18 protein-coding genes are annotated in these 23,310 nt (G+C 36.2%); 4 read left to right on the top strand and 14 right to left on the bottom strand.

Annotated elements, in window-relative coordinates; all coding sequences use genetic code 11:
• Window positions 1-137: 137 nt before the first annotated feature.
• The 6 genes from rluF to AC2A1G_RS02115 form a co-directional block, all read right to left on the bottom strand.
• Window positions 138-860 (bottom strand): 23S rRNA pseudouridine(2604) synthase RluF, encoded by a 723-nt coding sequence (gene rluF, locus AC2A1G_RS02140; protein ID WP_484045311.1) that lies wholly within the window; start codon window positions 858-860, stop codon window positions 138-140.
• Window positions 861-865: 5 nt separating this feature from the next.
• Window positions 866-1,426 (bottom strand): hypothetical protein, encoded by a 561-nt coding sequence (locus tag AC2A1G_RS02135; RefSeq protein ID WP_484045310.1) that lies wholly within the window; start codon window positions 1,424-1,426, stop codon window positions 866-868.
• A complete protein-coding gene (truB, locus tag AC2A1G_RS02130) occupies window positions 1,419-2,120 on the bottom strand; it encodes a tRNA pseudouridine(55) synthase TruB (RefSeq protein ID WP_484045309.1) in 702 nt (233 codons plus the stop codon). The genes AC2A1G_RS02135 and truB overlap by 8 nt, the downstream gene beginning before the upstream one ends.
• A gap of 305 nt (window positions 2,121-2,425) precedes the next feature.
• Window positions 2,426-3,244: an undecaprenyl-diphosphate phosphatase gene (locus tag AC2A1G_RS02125; protein WP_484045308.1), complete on the bottom strand. Its 819-nt coding sequence runs from the start codon at window positions 3,242-3,244 to the stop codon at window positions 2,426-2,428.
• 145 nt (window positions 3,245-3,389) lie between these two features.
• A complete protein-coding gene (locus AC2A1G_RS02120; RefSeq protein ID WP_484045307.1) occupies window positions 3,390-3,689 on the bottom strand; it encodes a DUF3098 domain-containing protein in 300 nt (99 codons plus the stop codon).
• A 3-nt stretch (window positions 3,690-3,692) separates the two neighbouring features.
• Window positions 3,693-4,589: a cell division protein FtsX gene (locus tag AC2A1G_RS02115; RefSeq protein ID WP_484045306.1), complete on the bottom strand. Its 897-nt coding sequence runs from the start codon at window positions 4,587-4,589 to the stop codon at window positions 3,693-3,695.
• A gap of 90 nt (window positions 4,590-4,679) precedes the next feature.
• Here AC2A1G_RS02115 and rsmA point away from each other — a divergent pair, with 90 nt between their 5' ends.
• A complete protein-coding gene (gene rsmA, locus AC2A1G_RS02110) occupies window positions 4,680-5,450 on the top strand; it encodes a 16S rRNA (adenine(1518)-N(6)/adenine(1519)-N(6))-dimethyltransferase RsmA (RefSeq protein WP_484045305.1) in 771 nt (256 codons plus the stop codon).
• Window positions 5,451-5,516: 66 nt separating this feature from the next.
• On the opposite strand, the gene AC2A1G_RS02105 is transcribed toward rsmA, so the two are convergent.
• The 8 genes from AC2A1G_RS02105 to AC2A1G_RS02070 form a co-directional block, all read right to left on the bottom strand.
• Entirely contained in the window at window positions 5,517-7,886 is a 2,370-nt protein-coding gene (locus tag AC2A1G_RS02105) for a choice-of-anchor L domain-containing protein (RefSeq protein ID WP_484045304.1), read from the bottom strand.
• Window positions 7,887-7,980: 94 nt separating this feature from the next.
• Window positions 7,981-11,565 carry a choice-of-anchor L domain-containing protein gene (locus AC2A1G_RS02100; RefSeq protein WP_484045303.1) on the bottom strand — a complete coding sequence of 1,195 codons (3,585 nt, stop codon included), beginning with the start codon at window positions 11,563-11,565 and terminating at the stop codon, window positions 7,981-7,983.
• A gap of 158 nt (window positions 11,566-11,723) precedes the next feature.
• Window positions 11,724-14,081: a choice-of-anchor L domain-containing protein gene (locus AC2A1G_RS02095; RefSeq protein WP_484045302.1), complete on the bottom strand. Its 2,358-nt coding sequence runs from the start codon at window positions 14,079-14,081 to the stop codon at window positions 11,724-11,726.
• Between the two features lie 184 nt (window positions 14,082-14,265).
• Window positions 14,266-14,817, bottom strand: a complete 552-nt coding sequence (locus tag AC2A1G_RS02090) for a DUF1003 domain-containing protein (protein ID WP_484045301.1) — start codon at window positions 14,815-14,817, stop codon at window positions 14,266-14,268.
• A 50-nt stretch (window positions 14,818-14,867) separates the two neighbouring features.
• Window positions 14,868-15,632 carry a TIGR02757 family protein gene (locus AC2A1G_RS02085; protein WP_484045493.1) on the bottom strand — a complete coding sequence of 255 codons (765 nt, stop codon included), beginning with the start codon at window positions 15,630-15,632 and terminating at the stop codon, window positions 14,868-14,870.
• Window positions 15,633-15,666: 34 nt separating this feature from the next.
• Window positions 15,667-16,581 (bottom strand): ribonuclease Z, encoded by a 915-nt coding sequence (locus tag AC2A1G_RS02080; RefSeq protein ID WP_484045300.1) that lies wholly within the window; start codon window positions 16,579-16,581, stop codon window positions 15,667-15,669.
• Between the two features lie 160 nt (window positions 16,582-16,741).
• A complete protein-coding gene (rdgB, locus tag AC2A1G_RS02075; protein ID WP_484045299.1) occupies window positions 16,742-17,311 on the bottom strand; it encodes an RdgB/HAM1 family non-canonical purine NTP pyrophosphatase in 570 nt (189 codons plus the stop codon).
• Between the two features lie 250 nt (window positions 17,312-17,561).
• Window positions 17,562-18,392, bottom strand: coding sequence for a lysostaphin resistance A-like protein (locus AC2A1G_RS02070; protein WP_484045298.1), 831 nt, complete (start codon window positions 18,390-18,392; stop codon window positions 17,562-17,564).
• Window positions 18,393-18,579: 187 nt separating this feature from the next.
• Here AC2A1G_RS02070 and AC2A1G_RS02065 point away from each other — a divergent pair, with 187 nt between their 5' ends.
• The 3 genes from AC2A1G_RS02065 (at window position 18,580) to AC2A1G_RS02055 (ending at window position 23,253) form a co-directional block, all read left to right on the top strand.
• Window positions 18,580-19,779: an MFS transporter gene (locus tag AC2A1G_RS02065; RefSeq protein ID WP_484045297.1), complete on the top strand. Its 1,200-nt coding sequence runs from the start codon at window positions 18,580-18,582 to the stop codon at window positions 19,777-19,779.
• 484 nt (window positions 19,780-20,263) lie between these two features.
• On the top strand, window positions 20,264-21,859 hold the full coding sequence (locus tag AC2A1G_RS02060) for a peptide chain release factor 3 (protein ID WP_484045296.1): 1,596 nt from the start codon (window positions 20,264-20,266) through the stop codon (window positions 21,857-21,859).
• Window positions 21,860-22,323: 464 nt separating this feature from the next.
• On the top strand, window positions 22,324-23,253 hold the full coding sequence (locus AC2A1G_RS02055; protein ID WP_484045295.1) for a DUF4349 domain-containing protein: 930 nt from the start codon (window positions 22,324-22,326) through the stop codon (window positions 23,251-23,253).
• The last annotated feature ends 57 nt before the right edge of the window (window positions 23,254-23,310 follow it).

Below are 23,310 nucleotides of genomic sequence, written 5' to 3'. Positions count from 1 at the left end.
AAATGTGTTCGATTTGTTGTGTGCACAAATATACTCACATAATACATAACAAGATACATTTTATAGAAAAATTCTATTGAAATTTTTACAAATAAGGTAATTAATTAAGTGCTAAGTAATAAAAAAGTGAAAATTTTTCAGTTATTAGTTTTTTCAGAATCCTTGATTAATGAGTTGATTTCACTTAATTCTGCATCAGTAAAATCTCTCCACTTACCCACCGGAATATCAAGAGAAATATTCATTATTCTAATACGTTTAAGTTTTTTTACCTCGTAGCCCAAATATTCGCACATTCTTCTGATCTGCCTGTTTAAGCCCTGCGTAAGGATAATTCTGAAATGCATATCATCAATTTTTTCTACTTCACATTTTTTTGTTACAGTATCCAAAATTGGAACGCCATTTCTCATTTTATCCAAAAATTTTGGGTTTATTGGCTTGTCTACTCTCACGATATATTCTTTTTCGTGGTTGTTTTTTGAGCGAAGAATTTTGTTGACAATATCTCCGTCACTGGTAAGAAAAATTAACCCTTCACTATCTTTATCAAGTCTCCCAATTGGGAAAATTCTTCTGGGATAATTTATAAAATCAATGATGTTATTCTTTTCACGCTTCGAATCTGTGGTGCAGACAATGCCTCTTGGCTTATTAAAAGCAAGATAAACCGGTTTTTCTTCAGATTCACGAATGGGTTTTCCGTCTACTTCAATATGATCTTCATCCGAAACTTTAGTCCCCAATTCCGGAATCTGACCGTTGATTTTGATTCTTCCTTCCTCCAAAAGCTTGTCTGCAGCTCTCCTTGAGCAATATCCCACTTCAGAAAGGTATTTATTTATGCGTGTTTTTTCCATTGTTCTTAAAGTTTCTTATTTGAGAAGATTGCAATTCCGTATGAAAAACCTACAAAAAACGTACTGTTCCCATCAAAGTTCTGAACCTCAAGATTTACCTGAAATTTATTTCCCAGATTCTTAGTTATGGGTTCGAAAAATCCGAAAGAAAGGCCTATAAGTTTTGCATTTTCAGAAGCTGTTTTATTAATTTGAGTCCCAAAATTTGCAGAAATATAAGTAAATTCTTCATCTTTTGGATTGCTGACAATAAAGAACGGTTGAACCGTCCAGTAGATCACATGAAAATTGGGATCTACATAACTGTATCTTACACCGGTTCCCAATGCAAACCAATTCAAAGGTTGGTATCCCAACTGTGCTGCAAAACCGTAATTAAATTTTCCAGGATCAAGCCTTTGCCTGTCATATTCATTTGTCACCTGACTTTCTTTAATCATGGCAGCGACATCAAAACCGACATTTGCCTCCACAACTCCGAACAGTCCCAACTTATTTGATTTTTCCTGAGAAAATGTTTTCAGCGATAAGATGACAAATAATATTGATAACAAATATTTATTCATTCGTCTCAAATCTGTATTCGTTATTCAAAAATTCTGTAGTTGCATCTTCAACACTGTACTCTCCTATTTTTGTTCTTCTCAGTTGGGTTAGATAAGCCCCAACGGCTAATTCCTGACCGATATCGTGCGCTAAACTTCGGATATAAGTTCCTTTTGAGCACCCTACCATAAAACTGATGAACGGAAACTTAATTTCAACGTCTTTGATGTAATGAATTGTTGTTTTTCTTGATTTCATTTCAACTTCCTCACCTGCTCTTGCCAAATCGTACGCTCTTTTCCCATCAATCTTTAAAGCTGAAAAAACAGGCGGTTTTTGGTCTATTTCCCCTAAAAATTTACTTAAAGTATTATTGACAGCTTGTTCTGTAACTTCTGAAATATCCTGATGTAGAATTTCGGGTTTTTCGGTGTCGTAGGATTCGGTTTGAACTCCGATTTTAATTTCTGTCCAGTATTCTTTCGGAGCATCCTGAATTTCAGGGATTTTTTTGGTAAATTTTCCTGTGCAGACAATCAGTAAACCAGTTGCTCTCGGATCTAAAGTTCCGGCATGCCCGATTTTGAATTTTTTCGGAAGATTAAATTCACGCTTTAATTTATATTTCAACTTATTTACAGCCTGAAAGGAAGTCCAGTCAAGTGGTTTGTCTAATAAAAATATGTATCCTGATTGTAGTTGTTCGGCTGTCATTTTTTATGAGTAATAGGTGATCGGTAATGAGTAATCGGCGAATGATTTTTTTTTAAATACAATAAAATGCAAAATTACTACAATATTTTTTACGTCGAATCTATCTCTTACTTTCTATTTCACTTTGAATCGATGAATCTCGTTCCTCGATTTCTCGCAGCCCGACTTTAGCGGAGCTATTTTTGCTGCAGCGAAGCGGAGGCAAAAAAGCGGGAGCGGAAGGCGGAAATTGCTGCCCAAATTATTATGAGTGATGAGCAATGGGTAATGAGTAATGAGTAATGAGTAATGAGTAATGAAAAATATTATTTGAACCAATAAAAATAAATCAACAATGCAACTCCCACGAAAATACGGTACCAGCCCCAAGGTTTAAAGCCATATCTGTTTAAAACTCCGATGAATGCTTTGATTGCGATGAGTGCGGTGATGAATGCTACGATATTTCCGATGATGAATATGGTAATGTGATCCTGAGATTCTAAAATCATTTCGTAACCTTTTGCGGCTGTTGGTGTTCCTTTACCCCACGTTTTCACAAAAACGGAATAAACCGTTACAGCCAACATTGTAGGAACTGCCAGAAAGAACGAAAACTCCGCTGCTGCTTTTCGGGAAAGACTCTGCGTCATCCCACCGATGATGGAAGCGGCACTTCGGCTGGTTCCAGGCATCATGGCTAAACATTGCCAAAAGCCTATGGTAACTGCTTTTTTGATTGAAATTTCTTTTTCGTCGTGAATGACCGGATTTTTGAACCATTGATCAGCAAAAAGCAACACGACACCACCCAAAACCAATACGGCAGATATGGCAATCTGATTTCCCAGCACAGATTCTATCATATCATCAAAAATATATCCTAAAACCAAGGCGGGAATTACTGCAAATGTAAGTTTGTAATACAACTGAAGATTTTTGAGATCAAAAAACTTTTTCCAGTAGGCAACTACAACCGATAAAATGGCTCCGAACTGTATAGACACCTGAAACATTTTGAGGAATTCTGATTCTTCCATTCCCATTAAACTGGCGGTAAAGCCCATGTGTGCGGTAGATGATATGGGAAGGTATTCTGTAAGTCCTTCGATGATGGCAATGATGATTGCTTTAAATAAATCCATGTTTTAATGAGTAATGGGTAATGGGTAATGTGTAATTTGAGTGACTTTTTGCCAAAACTTTATTATACAAAAAGTCAATTGCAGAGCAACCGACTTTTGTTTGTTTGAGTCAATTTACCTGACTCTCTATACGTTGACTGACTGTTTAATTTTTTCTTTTAAGAATTGCATAGACTTCTATCGCAAAACCAATCACAATAAACAGCGGTGCTATTCTGATTCTGCGGATGGAAAATATTTCGTCATTCCATACATTCGGATCAAATTTACCATCTACTGTGTTGGCGTCTGCACCCATCATCAGGAGAAATCCAACGACGATGAAAGCCAGCCCGATGAGCATCCATTTATAGTTTTCTTTACCGAAATAAAAAGTATTTTCTTCGGTTGTCTTGTTTTCTTTTCCAAAATCGGAAGCGGAAAACTTTGTTGTTTTTTTGCTCATTATTTATGAATAATATAAGTCGTCTACGTTTGATTTTAAGAATCTCCATGTTGCGATGATCGTACTCATGATGGAAATAAATATTCCAACAAATAAAACGCCCAGTGCCAGCCAGAAATATTCAGTTGTATCCTGTACAAATGGCATTTCGATCATTCTTGTGAAAAAATACCAAATTCCTGATACTGCCAACAGACCTATTGCAGCGCCAATCAAGCCCAGAATAACAGCTTCTTTTATAAATGGTATCAGGATAAATCTTCTTTTAGCACCTACAAGCTGCATGGTTTTAATAATAAATCTTCTTGAGAAAATTTTGAGTCTGATAGAGTTGTTAATCAATACAATTGCTAAAACCAAAAATATCAAAGAAAAGCCTAAAATCCATTTTAAAACCTTATTCAGACCGGTATAAACCTTCTGGGCGTCTGTATCATTATTGACATCAACGATTCCGGGTACTGTTTTTAATTGTTTCAGAACCTCATTTATCTTTAAAGAATCTGTAAACTCAGGCTTTATTGTCACCTCAACAGAGGCAGGAAAAATATTTTCCTCAAAAATACCATTGGTATCAACGCCCATACTTTTTCTGGCTTCTTCCACCGCTCTGTCTCTGGAAATATAGACTGCTTTTTTTACAGCTGTAATAGCTTGAATCTTTTTTAATGCTTCTTCCTCATTTTTAGCAATTTTCAATGAATCTTTTGGATCGTAGTTCTGATCAAAAAAGGCATTTACTACTAACTGCTCTTTTAAATAGTCTGAATACTTCTTTGCGTTGATCACGATCAATCCCATTAACCCCAACAAAAAAAGCACTAATGCAATACTTACGACCACGGTAATATTACTCGATCTAAGCCTGTTTTTATTAAAATCGTCTGCCGTCCTTGCCATTAAGAATAAAATTTTTGGCTAAAATAGAAAAAATCTTCCGAAATTTGACCCGAAAAATTCATTTTCACTGTTAACAAAATCATAAATACCTTGAGTGTAAGAGCAAAAAAACATCTCGGCCAACATTTCCTGACCGACGAGAATATCGCAAAAAATATAGTTGAAGGATTAAGTTTCGAAAACTATGATAACATTATGGAAGTGGGTCCGGGAATGGGCGTTTTAACGAAATATCTTCTCGACAAAGACCAAAAAATCTATCTCGCAGAAATAGATCAGGAGTCTATTGAATATCTGAAGAAGAACTATGAGAAAACAACCGAAGAAACTTTTGTAGGTGACTTTCTGAAACAGGATTTTGCTTTTCTGAACAACGAAGAAATTGCAATTATCGGGAATTTCCCGTACAATATTTCTTCTCAGATTCTTTTTAAAATAATTGATTATTATGAAATGATTCCCGAGATGGTAGGAATGTTTCAGAAAGAAGTTGCGGAACGAACGGCAGCTGTTCCGCGTACCAAAGACTACGGAATTCTCTCTGTTTTGATACAGGCATATTATGATGTAAGCTATCTGTTTACGGTACATGAGAATGTTTTTAATCCTCCACCAAAGGTGAAATCCGGAGTAATAAAACTGACGAGAAATCCTAAGGAAGGCTTGGCAGGAAATGAAATTCTTTTTAAAAAAATCGTAAAAGCAGGATTTAACCAAAGAAGAAAAAAACTTTCAAACGCACTGAAAGTTCTTGAGATTCCTGAAGCGTTGAAAACGCATGAGTTTTTAGATAAAAGGGCGGAAGAATTGAGCGTTGCCGACTTTATTTCTTTTACTAAACTTTGGAAAGACAATCAATAAAATATATACCAAAAAAAAAAGCCTTCAGAAAAATCTGAAGGCATTTTTGTATGATGTAACAAAGAATTACTCTCTGTTTTTCAGCATGATCCACCCCGAGGTATTCATCTGAGTTTTGGTTTTATTGTATTCAAAGTTGAATTTATACCAATACGTTCCGGTAGGCAATCTTTTACCTCCTATAGTTCCGTTCCAGATAGGGTTTTCTTTAGTGAATCTAAACATTTCACTTCCGTATCTGTCATAGATAGAACCTTTGAAGTTTTTGAAATTACCCAATGATGAAAGGTCAATCACATCATTTACCCCATCTTGGTTTGGCGTAATCACATTGCTGATGTGAAGTGTAAAGAATTCTACTGTTCCAACACAAGTTGTTCCTTTCGTTCTTACGTAAAGTGTATAAGTTGTATTGTCTAAAAGATTAGGAAATACATTTGAATCCTGCCATGCAATTCCGTCTAAAGAATATTCTGCGACTCTCGGGATATTGTTGATATTAGGAATTGTAGCTGTCGCAGTAATCGTATTGTTTTCATAGCTTAACTGTGTGAAGAATGGTGTTGCTGCTGCAAATACTTTTACTTCAAAAGTTTTTGAACAGATTCCATTATTAATGGTTACTGTATAGATTCCCAATTGATCAACGGTGATCTGTTGAGTTTCTGCGCCTGTATTCCAAAGATAACTGTATCCAGATCCTGCTCCAGCATCCAATACTATTTTGTCACCAATACACATTTCAACATCAAGAAGAGGTGTTGTAGGCTGAGGAACCACTTCCACAGTAACTTTTGCAGGAAGTGAAGACTGACATCCCAAAGCTCCCAATGCATAAACTTCAAAAGTAGTAGTCTGGAATATGGTTGCTGACTGGGTATTGCCGTTTCCAGGGAAGTTCACCCAGTTGTAAGTTGTACCTCCAGATGCAGTAAGTGTAACCGTTTCACCTGCACAGACTCTGATTTTTGGCGTAGTAACTTGTGCTACCGGTCTTGTTTCTTTAGCTAAAGTAAGTTCTACCATTTTTCTGCAATACTCCGCACCGTAAACTACTGCATATAAAATCTGACCATTAGCTCCATTATAATTTAATGGAGTCTGAATGTAATTATTATTAAATGCCAAAGCATCTGCCTGATTCACATACCATCTGAAATTAGCTCCTGTGGTAGGACTGATCAATGCTTTTGAATTGGTCAAATCGAAAGTTGTAATATCCGGTGTTGTACACAAGAGCAATGTTGCATCCTGCGCCAATGGTGTAGATCCTCCGTGAATTGTAACAGTTGCTGTTCCTGGACAAGGATTTCCAGGTAGAGACACTTCAATTGTGTAGGTTCCAGGGTTGATAGCCGTAATCGATGTAGAAGTTGCTCCAGGAATCGCAGTTCCATTATAAAACCACTGATAGGTCATATTTGGGCTGTTTACAGAAGCATTAATTACAGTTGGCACCAAGTCGCAAACATTAATATCTGAAGGAATTACTGCACCGCTTGGATCTTGAAGCTCCACTCCAATATTAAATGATCCACCTTCTAAAAATACTGCAGAATCATAAGAACTGTCTGCTCCAAAAGGACCAAAATCTGCAATAACCATTTTAAAATGATAAGGAATTCCTGCAGTTACATTAGCTGTTGCTTCCAGAGGAATCGTTCTTCCATAAAAATTAGTTTCAATATTTGCTGTATTATATCCTGCAAAGTATGTTGGATTAACCGCCCCGCAATATCCCGGAATATTCGGACGAATATTGGTAACGCTTACAGGACCTGCTCCACCAGGCAAAACAGCCATATTCTGATAAGGTGCTGTACTTCCTACAGGTCTCAGTAACAATGCAAAGGCATCCGCATAGTCACAAGGGAAACTTCCTGTATATTCTTCTGAGGCGAGTAAATAATTAAATTTAATCTGAGAAGTTGTAGGTACAAAATCGAATTCTAATATTGCTGCATTGGTAAGCGTTCCAGCTACACCAAGCGCAGTTGCCAAGTCAGCATCACTTCCTCCCTGATTGTTATCAAGTAAAAGCCCTTCCAAAGTATTTCCTGCTTTTCTTGCAAATCCGGTAGATAATACAATCCCATCTTTGAAAGGAAAATTGGTCGTTCCTCTGTGAAAATATCCCCAAGCTCTGTCTGCCTGAGTAGCCGTTGTAGCAGGAGTAACTGTAACATTTGAAATATTCGGAACGAAACAAGACCCTGGCCCTGAAGACACCAAAACATCTCTAACCAATTGTAGTGGAGTATAAGCTGACTCTGGATACGTAGGTACATTCACATCTATAAAAGCACCTGCTTTATGGGAAGCTTGTGAGGATTGTTCTTTCTGAGGTTTTCTGGGTGAAATTTTCTGTGCAGTAAGATTCACAGCCATCAAACCAAAAAATAATAGTAGTAAAGATTGCTTCATATATTTTTTCATTTCAACAAATTTAATTTTTTTTTATCTAAAACACATTAATATTTAACTATTTTATCAAAAAAAATAACCTTTCAGGTGAAAGGTTATTAATTATTTAGTTTCTGTTTTTTACCAAGATCCATCCGTTTCTCATCTCCATTTTCCTGCTTGCAGGGTTTTCCCATTGCACCTTATACCAGTAGGTTCCTGTCGGAATATTCATTCCTCTCAATGTACCATCCCATGTAAGAGCAGATTTTGAAGCTTTATAAATTTCAGCACCGTAACGGTCAAATATCGAAGCTGCAAAATTATTGTACTTGCTTATGCCGCTGAAATCTACACCTTCATTAATACCATCTCGATTTGGAGTAATAGCATTGATAACCACAAAAGTATAAAACTCGATAAAATTACTACAATCTGCATCTTTATTTCTGATTCTGATATTGTAGCTCATGTTATTATCAACATTGTAGAAAATATTAGAGGTCTGCCACGTTACACCGTTATCAATCGAATATTCCAGAACACTGTTGTTAGGATTCGTTGCTGTTACAGTCAGGATATGATCAGCAAAACTAATGTTTGTAAACTGTGGTAATTGCGGATTAAGAAGTTGAGCTGTGTAAACTCTTGAACAGGTTCCATTACTAATCGTTACTGAATAAGTTCCGGGAACATTCGTAGAAATCGTCTGCGATGTAGCGCCATTGCTCCAGATATAAGTATAGTTTGGTCCTGCACCTGCATCTAAAATTCCTGTATCGCCAGCACAAACATATACATCTTTAAGAGTAGAAACAATCGCTGGAACAACTTCAATAGTGATTGTTGCCGGAATATTAGTAGTACAACCATTTCCTCCCAAAGCAATCACTTGGTAGGTAGTTGTAGTAGTTGGGCTTACAACCTGCGTATTTCCATTACCCGGTAAAGTTCCCCAATTATAGGTAACACCTCCCGATGCAGTAAGCGTAACAGATTCACCTGCACAAATTTTTGTTTTTGATGCAACTAAAAATGGTGTCGGAGGCCCCACAGTTATTGTAATTGTAGCAGGTTGAGCAGAAATACACCCGTTGGCACCCACCGCTGTCACAGTATAAGGAGTTGTCACCGTTGGCGAAACAACCTGAGTATTTCCTGTTCCAGGTAATCCCGTCCAAATATAGGTGGCACCACCTGATGCCGTAAGAGTAACAGATTCTCCCGGACAGATCTGCGGAAGGTTTGTAGATATCGTAGTTGTAGGAGCAGTGGTATTTTGAACTACAGTCACACTCAAAGTAAATGTACAGGTAAGATTTCCTGGCTGTGTTGTATTTGAAACCGTTAAAGTATAGGTTCCTCCTGCATTTACAACAGGATTTAAAGTATTTCCACCTGAAACTATATTTCCTCCACCGGTAGTCGTCCATGCAATTGTAGAGCCGGTTGGAATCGTTGAACCGGAAGCATTCAATGTTATCTGAGGTGTTGTACAGGTGATTGTTCCGGGTGCAGCAATATTAAGCGTAGTGACAGCTGTCGTTTGTAACTGCAGCGTTACCACGTATGAACATGCCCCATTTTTAACAAGAACATAAATAGTTTGATTTCCGGCACTAGTGAAAGCAGTAGGCGGATTAATTGTATTGTTATTTCCCTGGTTGGCATCTGCCTGAAGAAGATAGTATGCAAACGTAGCGGTGCCAGCTGTTGTAATCTGTGGCTGAGCATCTGTTAAATTATAAACAATTCCGTTTGGTGAGTAGCATTTTAATAAAGATGCATTTTGAACTGTTATTGGCTGAGAAACCTCAATTGTAATCGTTGCAGGATTTGCAGACGGACAACCATTCGCTCCTACCGCCGTAACAGAATATGTGGTAGTAGTGGTAGGACTCACTGTCTGAGTACTTCCATTTCCAGGTAACGTTGCCCAATTATATGTTACTCCTCCTCCAGCAGTAAGAATTACAGATTCACCTAAACAAATCTGAATTTTAGATGCCGTTAAAGTAGGTGAAGGTGGCGCGCTGTCTCCTGTTACAGTTACACTTGAAACTGATGAACAAGTAAGATTACCTGGCTGATAGGTATTTGAAATTGTAAGAGTATAAGTTCCAGCTGCATTAACAACCGGATTCAAAGTATTACCTCCTGAAACGATATTTCCACCAGTAGTTGTCCAGGCAAATGTGGAACCTGCAGGATATACAGACGTAGACCCGTTTAAGGTAATCTGAGAATTTGTGCAGGTTAATACTGAAGGCTGAGCAATATTAGCTGTAATTTCGGGAGCTTTCACCAATAGTAACTGAGCAACTTTTGAACAGAAACCATTTTTTACCAAAACATAAACGGTCTGATTTCCTGCACTTGGATATGCAGTAGGAGTCTGAATTGTATTTGAATTTCCGGCATTTGCATCACCTTGATTCACGTAGTATGTAAAGGTTGCCCCAGGCGTTGTACTTATCGCAGCGTTGGCATTATTTAAATTAAATATCGCATTTCCCTGAGCATAACAAGCAGTAAGTGTGGTATTTTGCGTGGTAGGAGTAGTTCCACCAACTATCGTAACAGTTGCTGTACCAGGACAGGAACTTCCCGGAAAAGTTACCTCAACTTTGTACACTCCTGGCTGTGATGCTGTGTAAGAAGCATTAGTGGCTCCAGGAATTATAGCATTGTTAAAAAACCATTGGTAAGTAGCACTAGGATTTTGTACAGAAGCTGTAAAAGTCTGCGGTGCGTTATCACAAACATTGATTGATGCGGGTAATTGCACTCCATTCGAGCCGAGAATCTGAACTCCGATATCGAAAGATCCGGCTTCTAAAAATACCCCTGAATCATAAGCTGAATCTTGGTAATCAGCTAAAACCATTTTAAAATGATAAGCCTGACCAGGCACCACGGTAGCAGTTGCCGTTAGAGGAACTGTTCTTCCGCTGAAATTAGTTTCTATATTGGCTGTATTCTGACCTCCAAAATACTGGGCATTTTTTGGACCGCAAGGATATGATGCAGGAATGATATTCGTAACACTTACTGGCCCTGCTCCTCCCGGCAAAACAGCAAGATTAGTGTAAGCTCCCCCCGAAACTGGTCTTAACAAAAGTGCAAAACCATCCGTAATAGTACATGGAAAATTGCCTTCATATTCTTCAGATGCAAATAAATATCTGAAAGAAACAGTATTGGCAGTAGGTACAAAATCAAATTCAATATAAGAGGCATCTTTTAAAGCCCCTGGAGGCAAATTAAGAACAGCTGCCAAATCTGCATCATCCTGAGTAGGAAGAGAATTACTCAACTGACCCGATTGAAAGGTATTTCCTGCTCTCGCTGCATAACCGGTTGTCAACACAATACCATTACTGAAAGGAAAATTGGTTGTACCTTTATTAAAATACCCCCAACTTCTGTTAGGATCGCTTGTAGATAAATTTGGTGATACGACCACATTACTTACATTCGGAGTCGTACATGTAGTATTACCTGCAATCAAAACATTGGTTACCAACTGTGTGATACTGAATGAGGACTGCGGATAATTCGCTGTATTAACATCAATAAATGCTCCTGCTTTCATTGTCTGAGAAGAAGCTTTCTGCAAAACAGGCTTCATTCTGTTCTGTGAAAACAAAACATTCGAGGTGAGTATAATTAATAGAGCCAAAAATAAATTTCTTGTACTTCTAATGATCATTTTTATATTATTTTCAACAAAAATAGCATTTTTTTTTCAGTCATTTAACGAATATTGCTATAAGTTTAATTTTACAAAATACTGATAACGAAACTTTTACTTTAATAAAAACAAAAAAGCCGACATTTTTGCCGGCTTTTATCATATTTAATTAAATTTTACTCAAAGTTTTTCAATAAAATCCATCCTGTTTTTACAGTTGTCTGCTTACTTGCAGGATCTTCAAAAGTAATCTGATACCAATAAGACGCAGTAGATAATTTCTTACCCTGGAAATAACCATCCCAGTAAGGTCTTATATTTTCGTATTTATAAACCACTCTTCCATACCTGTCTGATACCTGAGCTGTAAAGTTTTTATTACCTGCCACACCTCTGAAATCAATCATATCATTTACATTATCACCGTTTGGAGTGATTACATTCTGCATATTGAAAGTATAATATTCAAGAGAGCCAACACAACTTGTAGTTTTTACTCTAACTTTAATGAAAACCAACGTGTTTTTAGGAACATTGGTGAAAGTATTTGAATTTTGCCAAGTTAATCCATTATCCAAAGAATATTCTAATGCTCCGTTGCTAGGATTGCTTACTGAAATAGTGATATTATCATTATTGTAGTCAATATTAGTAATGGTTGGAGGAACTGCAATCTTCACTTCAGTTGTGTAAAGTCTAGAACAAACGCCGTTGGAGATTGTCACACCATAAGTACCTCCTGCTCCCACAGTAATAGTTTGGGTAGTAGCGCCATTGCTCCACTGGTATGTGTAATTAGGACCCGCACCCGCATCAAGTGTAATGTTATCACCATTACAAATCCATCCGCCAGTTAGTTTTGAAGTAATTGCAGGAACAACTTCAATCGTAATGCTTGCAGGCACAAGAGATTTACAACCCTGAGCTCCGATGGCATAAACTGTATAAGTAGTCGTTGCAGTTGGGCTCACCGTACGGATTGCTCCTGATACAGAAGTATCTCCCCACTGATACGTTACACCGCCAGCAGCAGTAAGAACAACAGACTCACCATTACATATTTTGATTTTCGGAGCTGTAACTGTTGCCACAGGGGTTTCTTCTTTTCTAAGCGTAAGTGTTGCTACTTTAGAACAAAATGCCCCGTTTGAAACATTTACATAAATTATCTGCCCATCCGTTCCGTTGAATGCTGTTGTTGCAGTGATATTATTTGCGTTTCCTGCAACTGCATCAGCCTGTAAAAGATAAAATTTAAATACAGCTCCAGTTGTGGTACTGATCAAAGGCTTAGCAGAATCTAAATTAAATGTGAAATTACTTGGTGTAGAACAAAGCTTTAAAGTTGCGTTTTGCACCACTGGACTTGTACCACCTATAATGGTTACCTGAGCTTCAGCCGGACAAGTTGCCCCAGGAACTGTAACTTGAACCGTATACACTCCCGGAGTGGTAGCTGTATACGTCATTGTAGTAGCACCAGGAATAGGTACTCCATCCAAAAACCATTGGTATGTAGTACCAGGAAGAGCGGTTATCTGAGCTATCAGTATGGTAGGTGTATTATCACAAACATTAATGCTTTCCGGAACAGGATTTCCACTTGGGTCTACTATGGTCATTCCAAGATCAAATGATCCACCCTGTATAAATACTGCAGAGTCAAATCCAGGATCTGATGCATCTGCCAGTACCATTTTAAAATGATAAGACTGACCAGGCGTAACTGTTGCAGTTGCAGTTAACGGAATAGTACGGCCATTAAAATTAGTTTCAATATTCAAAGTATTCAGACCGCCGAAATAGGCCGCATTTATTGGTCCGCAAGCAAAACCCACTCCCCCGGGTACTATATTTGTAACACTTACAGGCCCATTACCACCTGGCAAGATAGCCATATTGGTGTAGGTAGAACCTGGTGTATTTGGCTTTAATAAAAGAGCAAAACCATCAGAGAAAACTCCACAAGGATAACCTGATGTGTACTCCTCTGAAGCAAACAAATAATTAAAATTAATCTGCGAATTATTCGGAACGAAATCAAATTCTATAAAAACAGCATCGTGAAGACCAGCTGCCGGATTAATTGCCGCAACTAAATCTGGGTCACTACCTGTAGATCCAGGTACTGGGTCGCCCAAACCGCCTTCCAAAACGTTACCAGCTCTTCTTGCTTTACCTGTAACGAGTACAATCCCATCCTGAAAAGGGAAATTGGTAGTGCCTTTATGAAAATATCCCCAGGCTCTTTCTGTATCTGTATGAAGCTGGTTTGGTGAAACCGTGACATTGCTGACATTGGGTGGGGCACATGAAGAGCCTCCGGAAATCAATACATTTCTAACCAACTGATCAATGGTGTAGCCACTTGGAGTATAAGAAGCAACATTTACATCTATAAATGCGCCTGCTTTCATACTTTCTGCACTCTTTTTTTCAGGCAAAACTTTCCTTGCTTTTTGTGCATGAAGCTGCAAAGAAAAAAGAATCAAGAGTAAAAATAAAAGATAGTTTTTTGATCTATAATTTAACATTTTCAGATTGTTTGTCCAAAAATACCAAATTTTATTGATTTAAAATACATTAAAGTGTATATTATTACCAAAAATATAAAGAATTAGTCCTTTTTTAATCAAATTTTAATTCTATTCTAATGTGAATAAAAAACGAGAAATACATCAATTACCTCCGTCTAAAGCTATATTGCTTCATAAGTAATCAATCTTTTTTCAGTTCATCAATCATATTTTGAAGTTCAGCTATTTTGTCTTTTAAAAATTTAATTTCATTTTTATTTGAACTCACGTTGCTTTTTAGAATTGCTTTTTTGGCTCTTTCATTGTGATCTTCTTCGTCTTCATCTTCATTGATTTCTTCAATATCTTCCTGAATGTCTTCAATATCTTCACTGATCTCTTCCAGATCTTCAGAAATCTCCTCAATATCTTCACTGATTTCCTCCAAATCTTCCTGAATATCTTCAATGTCTTCAGAAATTTCTTCGATATCCTCCTGAATATCTTCAATTTTTTCGTGGCTTTTATTGACGGACATCTGAATTAAAATTGAAAGATAAATTGCCTCTAGAGAAAGAACAGTCGTTAAAACCAAAAGCATTTTATCAAAATCTACCACTCCAAAAACAGGAAGCAGAAATGATGTCAAGAAAAGTAGAGTATGAATAATTAAAGAAGAAATTGAACCAATCCAAGAAGTTATCCCATCGGCCAATTGTTCTAAAAACTCTATTTTTTCGTGTGGTGTTTTCATTTTTAAAGATTTGATCCTTCGGCAAGCGCAGGATGACGTTAAATAGTTTGTTAAAATTCCTTAGTGACTCCAAGACCGAACAAAGCAAAATCATATTTTGCAGGATCTTTATCATCGAATTTCCTTATTATTAAATCTAATTCTTCTACCGTTTTCCAATCGTTTTGTGTACGTTTTAACAATCCCAATTTTCTGGAAATATTACCGGTGTGAACGTCTAATGGAATCGACAAATATTTCTGATCAATATTTTCCCAAATCCCCAAATCTACACCACGATGATCTTTTCTAGTCATCCATCTTAAAAACATGATGATTCTTTTTGAGGATGAATTTTTATAAGGCGAACTCACATGTTTATGCGTTCTGTGTTTTTCAATTCCTAAAAATTTCTGCCTGAATCTTTCAATGGAATGCTGAAAATTACTTTCACCATCGTTAATAAGAAACAGATTTTCAAGACTATCATTTTCAGCATAAATTTCTTTAAACCTCGAAATAAAATAACCGAAATCTTCTCCGTTAAAAGTTCTGTGAATGCTTTTATCTTTAATTAAATTTAAATCAGTTTCAGAATGATTTAAAACAAAATCATAAGGTGAATTCCCCATAATTTCTAACATTTTCTCCGCTGACTTAATAATTGACTTTCTGTTTCCCCAAGAAATGGTTGCCGCTAAAAAACCGGCAATCTCAATATCCTGTTTCAATGAAAACCGATGCGGAATCTGAAGCGGATCATCACTTATAAAATCCGGATTATTGTAAACATCCGCTTTTTCGTCAAGAAAATCTTTTAATTCTGAAAAAGTCAACTTCATTCTCGTAAGGTTGAGGCTAAGGTTAAGATTAAATTTTTACAGCTTCTAAAGCTTTTGGAAGATAAGAATTCGGGAAAATCTGCCTTGCTTCGTCTGTGAAAACGGTTAAATCATTGTAACGGTTTGAAAAATGGCCCAAAATAAGTTTTCCCACTTCTGCTTTTTTGGCAATTGTCGCAGCTTCCAAAGCTGTTGTATGACCTGTATAATCTGCCATTTCCTTTAAATCATGTAAAAAAGTAGCTTCATGATACAAAACCGTCACATTTTTAATAATCGGAATTACAGATTCCAAATATCTTGTATCGCTGCAAAACGCATAAGAAACGGAAAGAGCAGGTTCAGTGGTCAGAATTTCGTTTTTAAGAACATATCCATCACTCAAAACAAAATCTTTTCCGGCTTTTAAATTATGGTAATCGCAGGTTTCAATTTCTGAATATTTTGAAACTTCTTCCATATTAATGTGCCGTTCTTTTGGTTTCTCTTTAAATAAATATCCGTTGCAATAAATCCTGTGATCAAGCGGAATTGTGTAGACTTCCACTCTATTATCTTCATAAATTTTCTCGGAATAATCCTTATCCAATTCATGATAGACAACTTCAAAACCACGATGCGTTTCGGTCATGGTAAATATGGTTTCCAACATTTTTTTTATTCCTTTCGGACCATAAACATGCAGGGGAACTTCTCTTCCTAAAAGTCTGAAAGACGCAATCAAACCTGGCAAACCAAAACAATGGTCTCCATGAAGATGCGAAATAAAAATATGATTAATTTTTGAAAATCTTGCTTTTGCTTTTCTAAGCTGTACCTGAGTTCCCTCGCCGCAATCGATGAGAAAACAACGCTCTTCCATTTCCAGAAGCTGCGCCGTTGGTGCTGTATTAACCGTTGGAATAGCCGAATTAAAGCCTAATATTGTTAAATAAGTACTCAAATCAATAGTTTATTAAAGCAAATGTACAACAAAAGGTTGAGGATGTGAGTGAGATTGAAGCAAAGGTTGAGGCTGAGATAAAAAAGAAAATTGATGCCCAATGTCGACCAACCTTAACCTTAACCTTAACCTTAACCTTAACCTTAACCTTAACCTTAACCTAATCTTTCAAAAACTCAAGAAACAAATCCAAAGCCTGTTTTCTGTGGCTGATTTTATTTTTATCTTCAGGATTCATTTCTGCGAAAGTAATTTCGTGATTTTCAGGAATAAAAATCGGATCGTAACCAAAACCTTGATGACCTTTATTTTCATGAATCAAATTTCCGTGAACTCTGCCGTCAAAATATTGAGCCCCGTTTTCATCATAATAGCATAAAACTGTTATGAAATAAGCTTTTCTATTTTCTACATTTTCCATTTCACCTAAAACTTTTTCAATGTTTTTTGCAAAATCATGATCTCCGGCGTAACGGGCAGAAAAAATTCCCGGTCTTCCGTCTAAAGATTCCACAACCAAACCGCTGTCGTCTCCCAAACTTGGAATTCCTGTTTTTTCGAAACAATATTTGGCCTTGATCAAAGCATTGGCATTGAAAGAATCTCCATCTTCAACAATTTCATCATGCAAATCATAATCTGCTAAACTTTTAATAATAAACTGATCTCCTAAAATCTGCTGAATTTCTTCTTTCTTATGAAGATTGTGTGTGGCTACTAATATTTCCATTTTATTTTATTAACCCGAATTTTTATGAATTATAATTTTTTTGTGACACATAAGTCACATTAGAGATTTTTTGATGTTTGAGCATATTTTAGATCACATAAGAGGAAAAATCAAAGATTTTTGTAGGTCTTGAATGATTAGGTATTTAAAAGTTTCGAAGTTTGAAAAATCAAAGATTTTTCACTAATGTGCTCTAAGATATCCGCACTAATTTTAAACTAAACTTATGTGACTTATATGTTTAAAAATTTTAAGCTTCAGAATACCTAATTTTATTTCGAAAGGTAAATAAATAGAAGAATATTGAGAAAAGCACAATCCCAATTCCCAAAAGCATCCATTCTGAAATATCAAAAGCTTCTGCGAAACTTTCTTTTTGGGTATAAAAAATTAAAACTGCTGAACAAAGATTGTTGAAACCATGCAAAAGCATAGGCAAAAGCAGAGATTTTGTTTTATAATACACCAGTCCCAAAACGCAACCCAAAAGCGTAGCTCCCACAAATTGCCACGGGTTTCCATGAATCAAACCAAATAAAATGCTTGAAATTACAATCGCTTTCCAAGGTTCTACTCCGTTGTTGGTCATTCCTTTCAGCATAATTCCTCTGAAAATAATTTCCTCAAAAATGGGTGCCATAATCACTGCTGTAATAATCATTATGGCTTGATCGTTGACAAGATTTGCCATTAAATCTTCAAAAAACTCATAAAAGTCTCCGAAAAAAGGTCCTGTTGTTGGAATTTGGGAAGTGATAAATTCACCAACCAGCATCATTCCAAACATCATCGGAAAAATGAGAAGGTATGTTGAAAAATTAGTTGTTGAAAAATTGAAATTGAGTTTCTTACCTGTTTTTTGGCGGACGATTAAAAAATCAAAAGCCGCAATCATCAGACAAAATACAACAGCATTTGAAATCATTAAAAACCATGGTTTCTGCATAAAATCAATTTTGAAAATAACTTTTCCTGCAATTCCGGCAATGATTGAAAACATGCTTCCTCCAATATATCCTAAAAAGAGGATCAGGCCTCCCATCCAGTCAAAAATATATTTCGCGTAACGTGATTGCTCCATAAAGTCTGTTTTTTTTAAACGAAGCAAAGATAATTGATTTAATGAAAAAAAATAATTTCAAATCGCAAATGTCATCCTGAGCTTGCCTACGGATTCAATCTTAAATCAATTATTTTTTATATCTATCGCAATTGCTTCAATATGAAGTTTAATCAAACTATCTTTGCAGCTTAATTTTTCAATTCACATGGATTCCGCATTAAATCAGCCTAAAAACCTTAATTTACAACTGATAAGTTATGTTTCTTTCACTTTTGTAGGATACTTTATTATCGGCTTATCGCTTTCAGTCCTTCCCATTTTCATCAGTAAAAATTTAGGATTCAGTCTTTTGGTGGCGGGGATGGTGATTAGTTTACAATATATCTCCACGTTTTTTCTGAGAGCTTATTCAGGTAAAATGATTGACGGAAAAGGCCCGAAACCCGCAGTTTTATTGAGCATGATTGGTTTCTCCACCACAGGAATTTTTCTGATTTTGGCTTATTATTTTAAATTTTCCCCGGTTTTAAGTTTAGGTTTTTTAATCATCACACGATTATTAACGGGTTGTGCAGAAGGTTTGGTAGGCGCAAGCCCAATCAACTGGGCAATCATGGCGTTAGGAGAAAAACATACCGCAAAAATTATTTCCTATAATGGAGTTGCCTGTTATGGAGCATTGGCGATTGGTGCTTCTTTGGGAATTATAATCGAACAGAAATTCAGTCTTTATGGAATCGGAATTCTTTCCATCATCTTAGGGATTTTAGGATATTTTTTTGCTAAAACAAAGGAGAATAAAACCAACGATAATCAAAAAGAAACCCAGTCTTTCTGGAAAGTTTTAGGGAAAGTAGCTCCGTTTGGCGTTTGCCTGGCTTTAGGAGGAATCGGTTTTGCAAGTATTTCGACATTTATCACTCTATATTACAATCATTTTCATTGGAACAATGGCGCATTATGTTTAAGTGTTTTTGGTGGATTATTCGTTGCCGGAAGATTGGTTTTCAGTAATGTAATCAATAATTATGGCGGAATAAAAGTGGCGATTGCCTGTCTTTTTGTAGAAACTATAGGACTTTTACTTATTGCTTTTGCCACGAATGCACAAATTGCTTTAATTGGAGCAGGTGTTACGGGATTAGGATTTTCATTAATTTTCCCGGCATTAGGAGTGATGGCCATCAAAAGTGTTGCTCCATCAAACCAGGGCTCTGCTTTGGCGGGTTACGGGCTTTTCATTGATATTTCTCTCGGTGTAGCAGGCCCAATCATCGGTAGTGTCGCAGATTTTTTTGGAATGCAATTCATTTTCCCATTCAGTGCCGCCATGGTTTTCATCGGATTAGGACTGGCGTATTTTCTGAAGAAAAAATCAAATTTAAAAAAGCTGAGCGAGGTTTGAGTTTTTAGATCATTTAGAAATAAATATAATTTTCATTTGCGGAAAATTAGCGAATCAATCAGTGGCTCTGTTGTTATGCATTATTAGTGAACCACTCCGTGGTTCTGATTCTACGGTGTATCTCTTTCCCATGGGTTTCACCCACGGCTATTCACATTGAACCACTTCGTGGTTCGTAAAAAATCAACAACTCCAACCTGTCAAAATTTAATTTCCACTCCCATACAAAAATCTTTGATTTTTAATCTTATGTGTTCTTTTTATAAGAAATAATGACAAATCTATTTGACTTATGTGTCAAATGCATTTGCAATAAAACTTTCAAAAATTTATTCTCAAACCTTTTTTGAACTTGTATTTTCAAAGTGATCAGCTTTTTAAGAACTACCTAAATCTTTTGTGACTTTTGTGGTTCAAACGAAATGAAAAATCCGATTTTCAGAATCCGATAAAATTCACGATTTTTGCAAATTCAAAATACGATATGTCAGACTTAATCAAAGAAATAGAAAAAAGAAAAACCTTCGGAATTATTTCTCACCCCGATGCCGGAAAAACCACTCTTACAGAAAAGTTACTACTTTTCGGAGGTGCAATTCAGGAAGCAGGTGCTGTAAAATCCAATAAAATAAAGAAAGGAGCTACCTCCGATTTCATGGAAATTGAGAGACAGAGAGGGATTTCGGTCGCGACTTCCGTGTTGGCTTTTGAATACAGAGATCACAAAATCAATATTTTGGATACTCCTGGTCACAAAGATTTTGCCGAAGATACCTACAGAACTTTGACTGCCGTAGATTCTGTAATTGTTGTCATCGACGTTGCAAAAGGGGTTGAGGAACAGACTGAGAAATTGGTAAAAGTTTGCCGAATGAGAAACATCCCAATGTTGGTTTTCATCAATAAGCTTGACCGTGAAGGTAAAGATGCCTTTGATTTACTGGATGAAGTTGAGCAGAAATTGGGATTAACTGTTTGTCCGCTTTCTTTGCCTATTGGTATGGGAGCTGATTTTCAGGGAATTTATAATATCTGGGAAGACAATATTCAGCTGTTTTTGGAGGAGAAAAAACAGAAAGTTGGCGATGCAATTAAGTTTGATGACATTAATGATACTGCGATTGATGAAGTAATTGGCGAAAAGGCAGCAAAAAATCTAAGAGAAGAATTGGATTTAATTCAATCTGTTTACCCTGAATTCAGCCGTGAAGATTATATGAACGGCGATTTGCAACCGGTTTTCTTCGGTTCAGCGTTGAATAATTTTGGTGTACGCGAATTGCTGAATGCATTTATCGACATTGCTCCTATGCCACAGCCTAAGGAAAGTGACACCCGCTTGGTGAAGCCTGAGGAAAGTACTTTTACAGGATTTGTTTTCAAAATTCACGCTAATATGGATCCGAAACACAGAGACCGTCTGGCTTTCGTAAAAATTGTTTCAGGAACATTTAAAAGAAATGAAAATTATCTGTTGGTAAGAGAAGGCAAAAAGATGAAATTCTCATCTCCGAACGCATTCTTTGCGGATAAAAAAGAAGTGGTTGACGAAAGTTTCCCTGGAGACATTGTCGGACTTCACGATACCGGAAGTTTCAGAATTGGCGATACTTTGACGGGAGGCGAAAAACTGAGTTTCAAAGGAATTCCAAGTTTCTCTCCGGAGCATTTTAGATATATCAATAACAACGATCCGTTGAAGGCAAAACAACTGGCGAAAGGAATTGACCAGTTGATGGATGAAGGCGTTGCTCAGTTATTTACGCTTGAAATGAACAACAGAAAAATCATTGGAACCGTTGGAGCGCTTCAGTACGAAGTTATTCAATATCGTCTGGAGCATGAATACGGTGCAAAATGTACTTACGAGCAACTTTCCATGCACAAAGCTTGCTGGATTGAGGCTGACGAAAAGTCTGATGAGTTCAAGGAATTTGCAAGACTGAAGCAGCGATTTTTGGCAAGAGACAAATACAACCAATTGGTTTTCTTAGCCGATTCTTCTTTCACAATTCACATGACGCAGGAAAAATTCCCGAATGTGAAACTGCATTTTATCAGTGAGTTTCAGAATGCTTAAATAGAAATGTTTTAAGTTTTTAAATACAGTCCGTGGAAGTTTTTCTGCGGATTTTTTTATGAATTTTATTACATTTCAATTAAATCAGCAAATTAAAATCATTGTTAAGAAAATAATATTATTTTTTTTAAGAGTGTCAGTTTTTGACCGTAATCCAAAAATCAGCAGTCACTTAAAATAGTTTAGATTCCTACAGAAATCGAAGATTCGACGTAGTCAATGACAAACAAACTATCATAAACTAAGTTATTACTAATTACGGACATTCATCATTTTTTAGATCCCATAACCACTTTTAATATTTTAACAGTAGATTTTTTATTAAAAATTTCTTGTAAAACAGCATAAATAATTTTACAAAATACTTAAAATCAAATAATTAAAATTTTACACCTACAAAACATTTCCTTTACAAACATTACAAAAAATTGCACGGTAGCTTTACATCAACAAAATTAACCGTTATGAAAAAAGCTATTCTGCTACTTGCATTATCAAGTACATTTATTATGTGTAAAAAGGGAGATGGAACTAAGCAATCCCTAAGTGAAACCATAAAATCTGCCGACAGCAGTTTTACAGAAATCTCCGATAAAGCAGAGAAAATTCAAAACGAAACTGAAGCTGCTTTGGATTCTGCGCAGGTAAAAATCAAAGATTTTGATAAGACTTCACAGGATTTAAAAGATAAATTTGAAAAAACGGCTTCTTCTGTAGATTCTTTAGGCGAAAAAATTTCAAATGTGAAATTTGAATCTAAAACTGTTGATAAAGATTCTGTCAAGAAAAAAGAAGAGAAAATTGTAGTGAATGTTCCCGCACCAAAAGTGATTAAGGAAACTAAAATCATTTATAAAAACAATCCTGACAAACCTAAAACTGAACCCAAATATGCTTTAAAGAAAACAGCCAATCTTGAAATTGGTGTTGACGATACTTACGGAGCAAAAAATTATATCGAAGATCAGCTCAGAAAATACGACGGTAGCCTGAAAAGCGAAAACATCAGCAGAAACAACGACGACACAAGAACTGCTTACCTAAAAATTCAGATTCCATTAGATAAATTTGAATATTTTGTGGAAGATGTGAGTGACAATTTGGGAAATGTGATCGACAAAACCATCGACAGTTCAGGAGATCAGTTTTACCCGAACACCAAATGCGATATTGAAATTACTTTGTATGGAAACGAGAAAAATGCTGCTGCAGTCGCTTCAAAACCTGACAGTTTCGGAGGTAAGTTTTCTTCAGGAATTGGCTCGGGTTGGGATGTTCTGACGGGAATTTTATTATTTTTTGTTCCATTTTGGCCTTTGTTCTTAATTATTGGAATTGCATATTATTTCTACAAAAAGAACAGAAACAAGAATATTGAGAAGCCTGCAGAATAATTTTAATTAAATTTTAATGTTTCAATGAGAATAATTGAAATTTGATTTGTATTTTTG

The organism is Chryseobacterium sp. HNCC26DJ240 (genome assembly GCF_057180485.1).
Note: the sequence above shows the minus strand (reverse complement) of the source record. Positions and strands in the feature narration are given on the sequence as shown.

Excerpts from the sequence above, each read along its gene's own strand:
- truB (WP_484045309.1), bottom strand. The coding sequence starts at position 2,120 with ATGACAGCCGAACAACTACAATCAGGATACATATTTTTATTAGACAAA.
- AC2A1G_RS02135 (WP_484045310.1), bottom strand. The coding sequence starts at position 1,426 with ATGAATAAATATTTGTTATCAATATTATTTGTCATCTTATCGCTGAAA.
- AC2A1G_RS02065 (WP_484045297.1), top strand. The coding sequence starts at position 18,580 with ATGGATTCCGCATTAAATCAGCCTAAAAACCTTAATTTACAACTGATA.
- AC2A1G_RS02055 (WP_484045295.1), top strand. The coding sequence starts at position 22,324 with ATGAAAAAAGCTATTCTGCTACTTGCATTATCAAGTACATTTATTATG.
- AC2A1G_RS02105 (WP_484045304.1), bottom strand. The coding sequence starts at position 7,886 with ATGAAAAAATATATGAAGCAATCTTTACTACTATTATTTTTTGGTTTG.
- AC2A1G_RS02115 (WP_484045306.1), bottom strand. The coding sequence starts at position 4,589 with ATGGCAAGGACGGCAGACGATTTTAATAAAAACAGGCTTAGATCGAGT.
- AC2A1G_RS02060 (WP_484045296.1), top strand. The coding sequence starts at position 20,264 with ATGTCAGACTTAATCAAAGAAATAGAAAAAAGAAAAACCTTCGGAATT.
- AC2A1G_RS02125 (WP_484045308.1), bottom strand. The coding sequence starts at position 3,244 with ATGGATTTATTTAAAGCAATCATCATTGCCATCATCGAAGGACTTACA.
- rdgB (WP_484045299.1), bottom strand. The coding sequence starts at position 17,311 with ATGGAAATATTAGTAGCCACACACAATCTTCATAAGAAAGAAGAAATT.
- AC2A1G_RS02090 (WP_484045301.1), bottom strand. The coding sequence starts at position 14,817 with ATGAAAACACCACACGAAAAAATAGAGTTTTTAGAACAATTGGCCGAT.
- rluF (WP_484045311.1), bottom strand. The coding sequence starts at position 860 with ATGGAAAAAACACGCATAAATAAATACCTTTCTGAAGTGGGATATTGC.
- AC2A1G_RS02095 (WP_484045302.1), bottom strand. The coding sequence starts at position 14,081 with ATGTTAAATTATAGATCAAAAAACTATCTTTTATTTTTACTCTTGATT.
- AC2A1G_RS02100 (WP_484045303.1), bottom strand. The coding sequence starts at position 11,565 with ATGATCATTAGAAGTACAAGAAATTTATTTTTGGCTCTATTAATTATA.
- AC2A1G_RS02120 (WP_484045307.1), bottom strand. The coding sequence starts at position 3,689 with ATGAGCAAAAAAACAACAAAGTTTTCCGCTTCCGATTTTGGAAAAGAA.
- AC2A1G_RS02070 (WP_484045298.1), bottom strand. The coding sequence starts at position 18,392 with ATGGAGCAATCACGTTACGCGAAATATATTTTTGACTGGATGGGAGGC.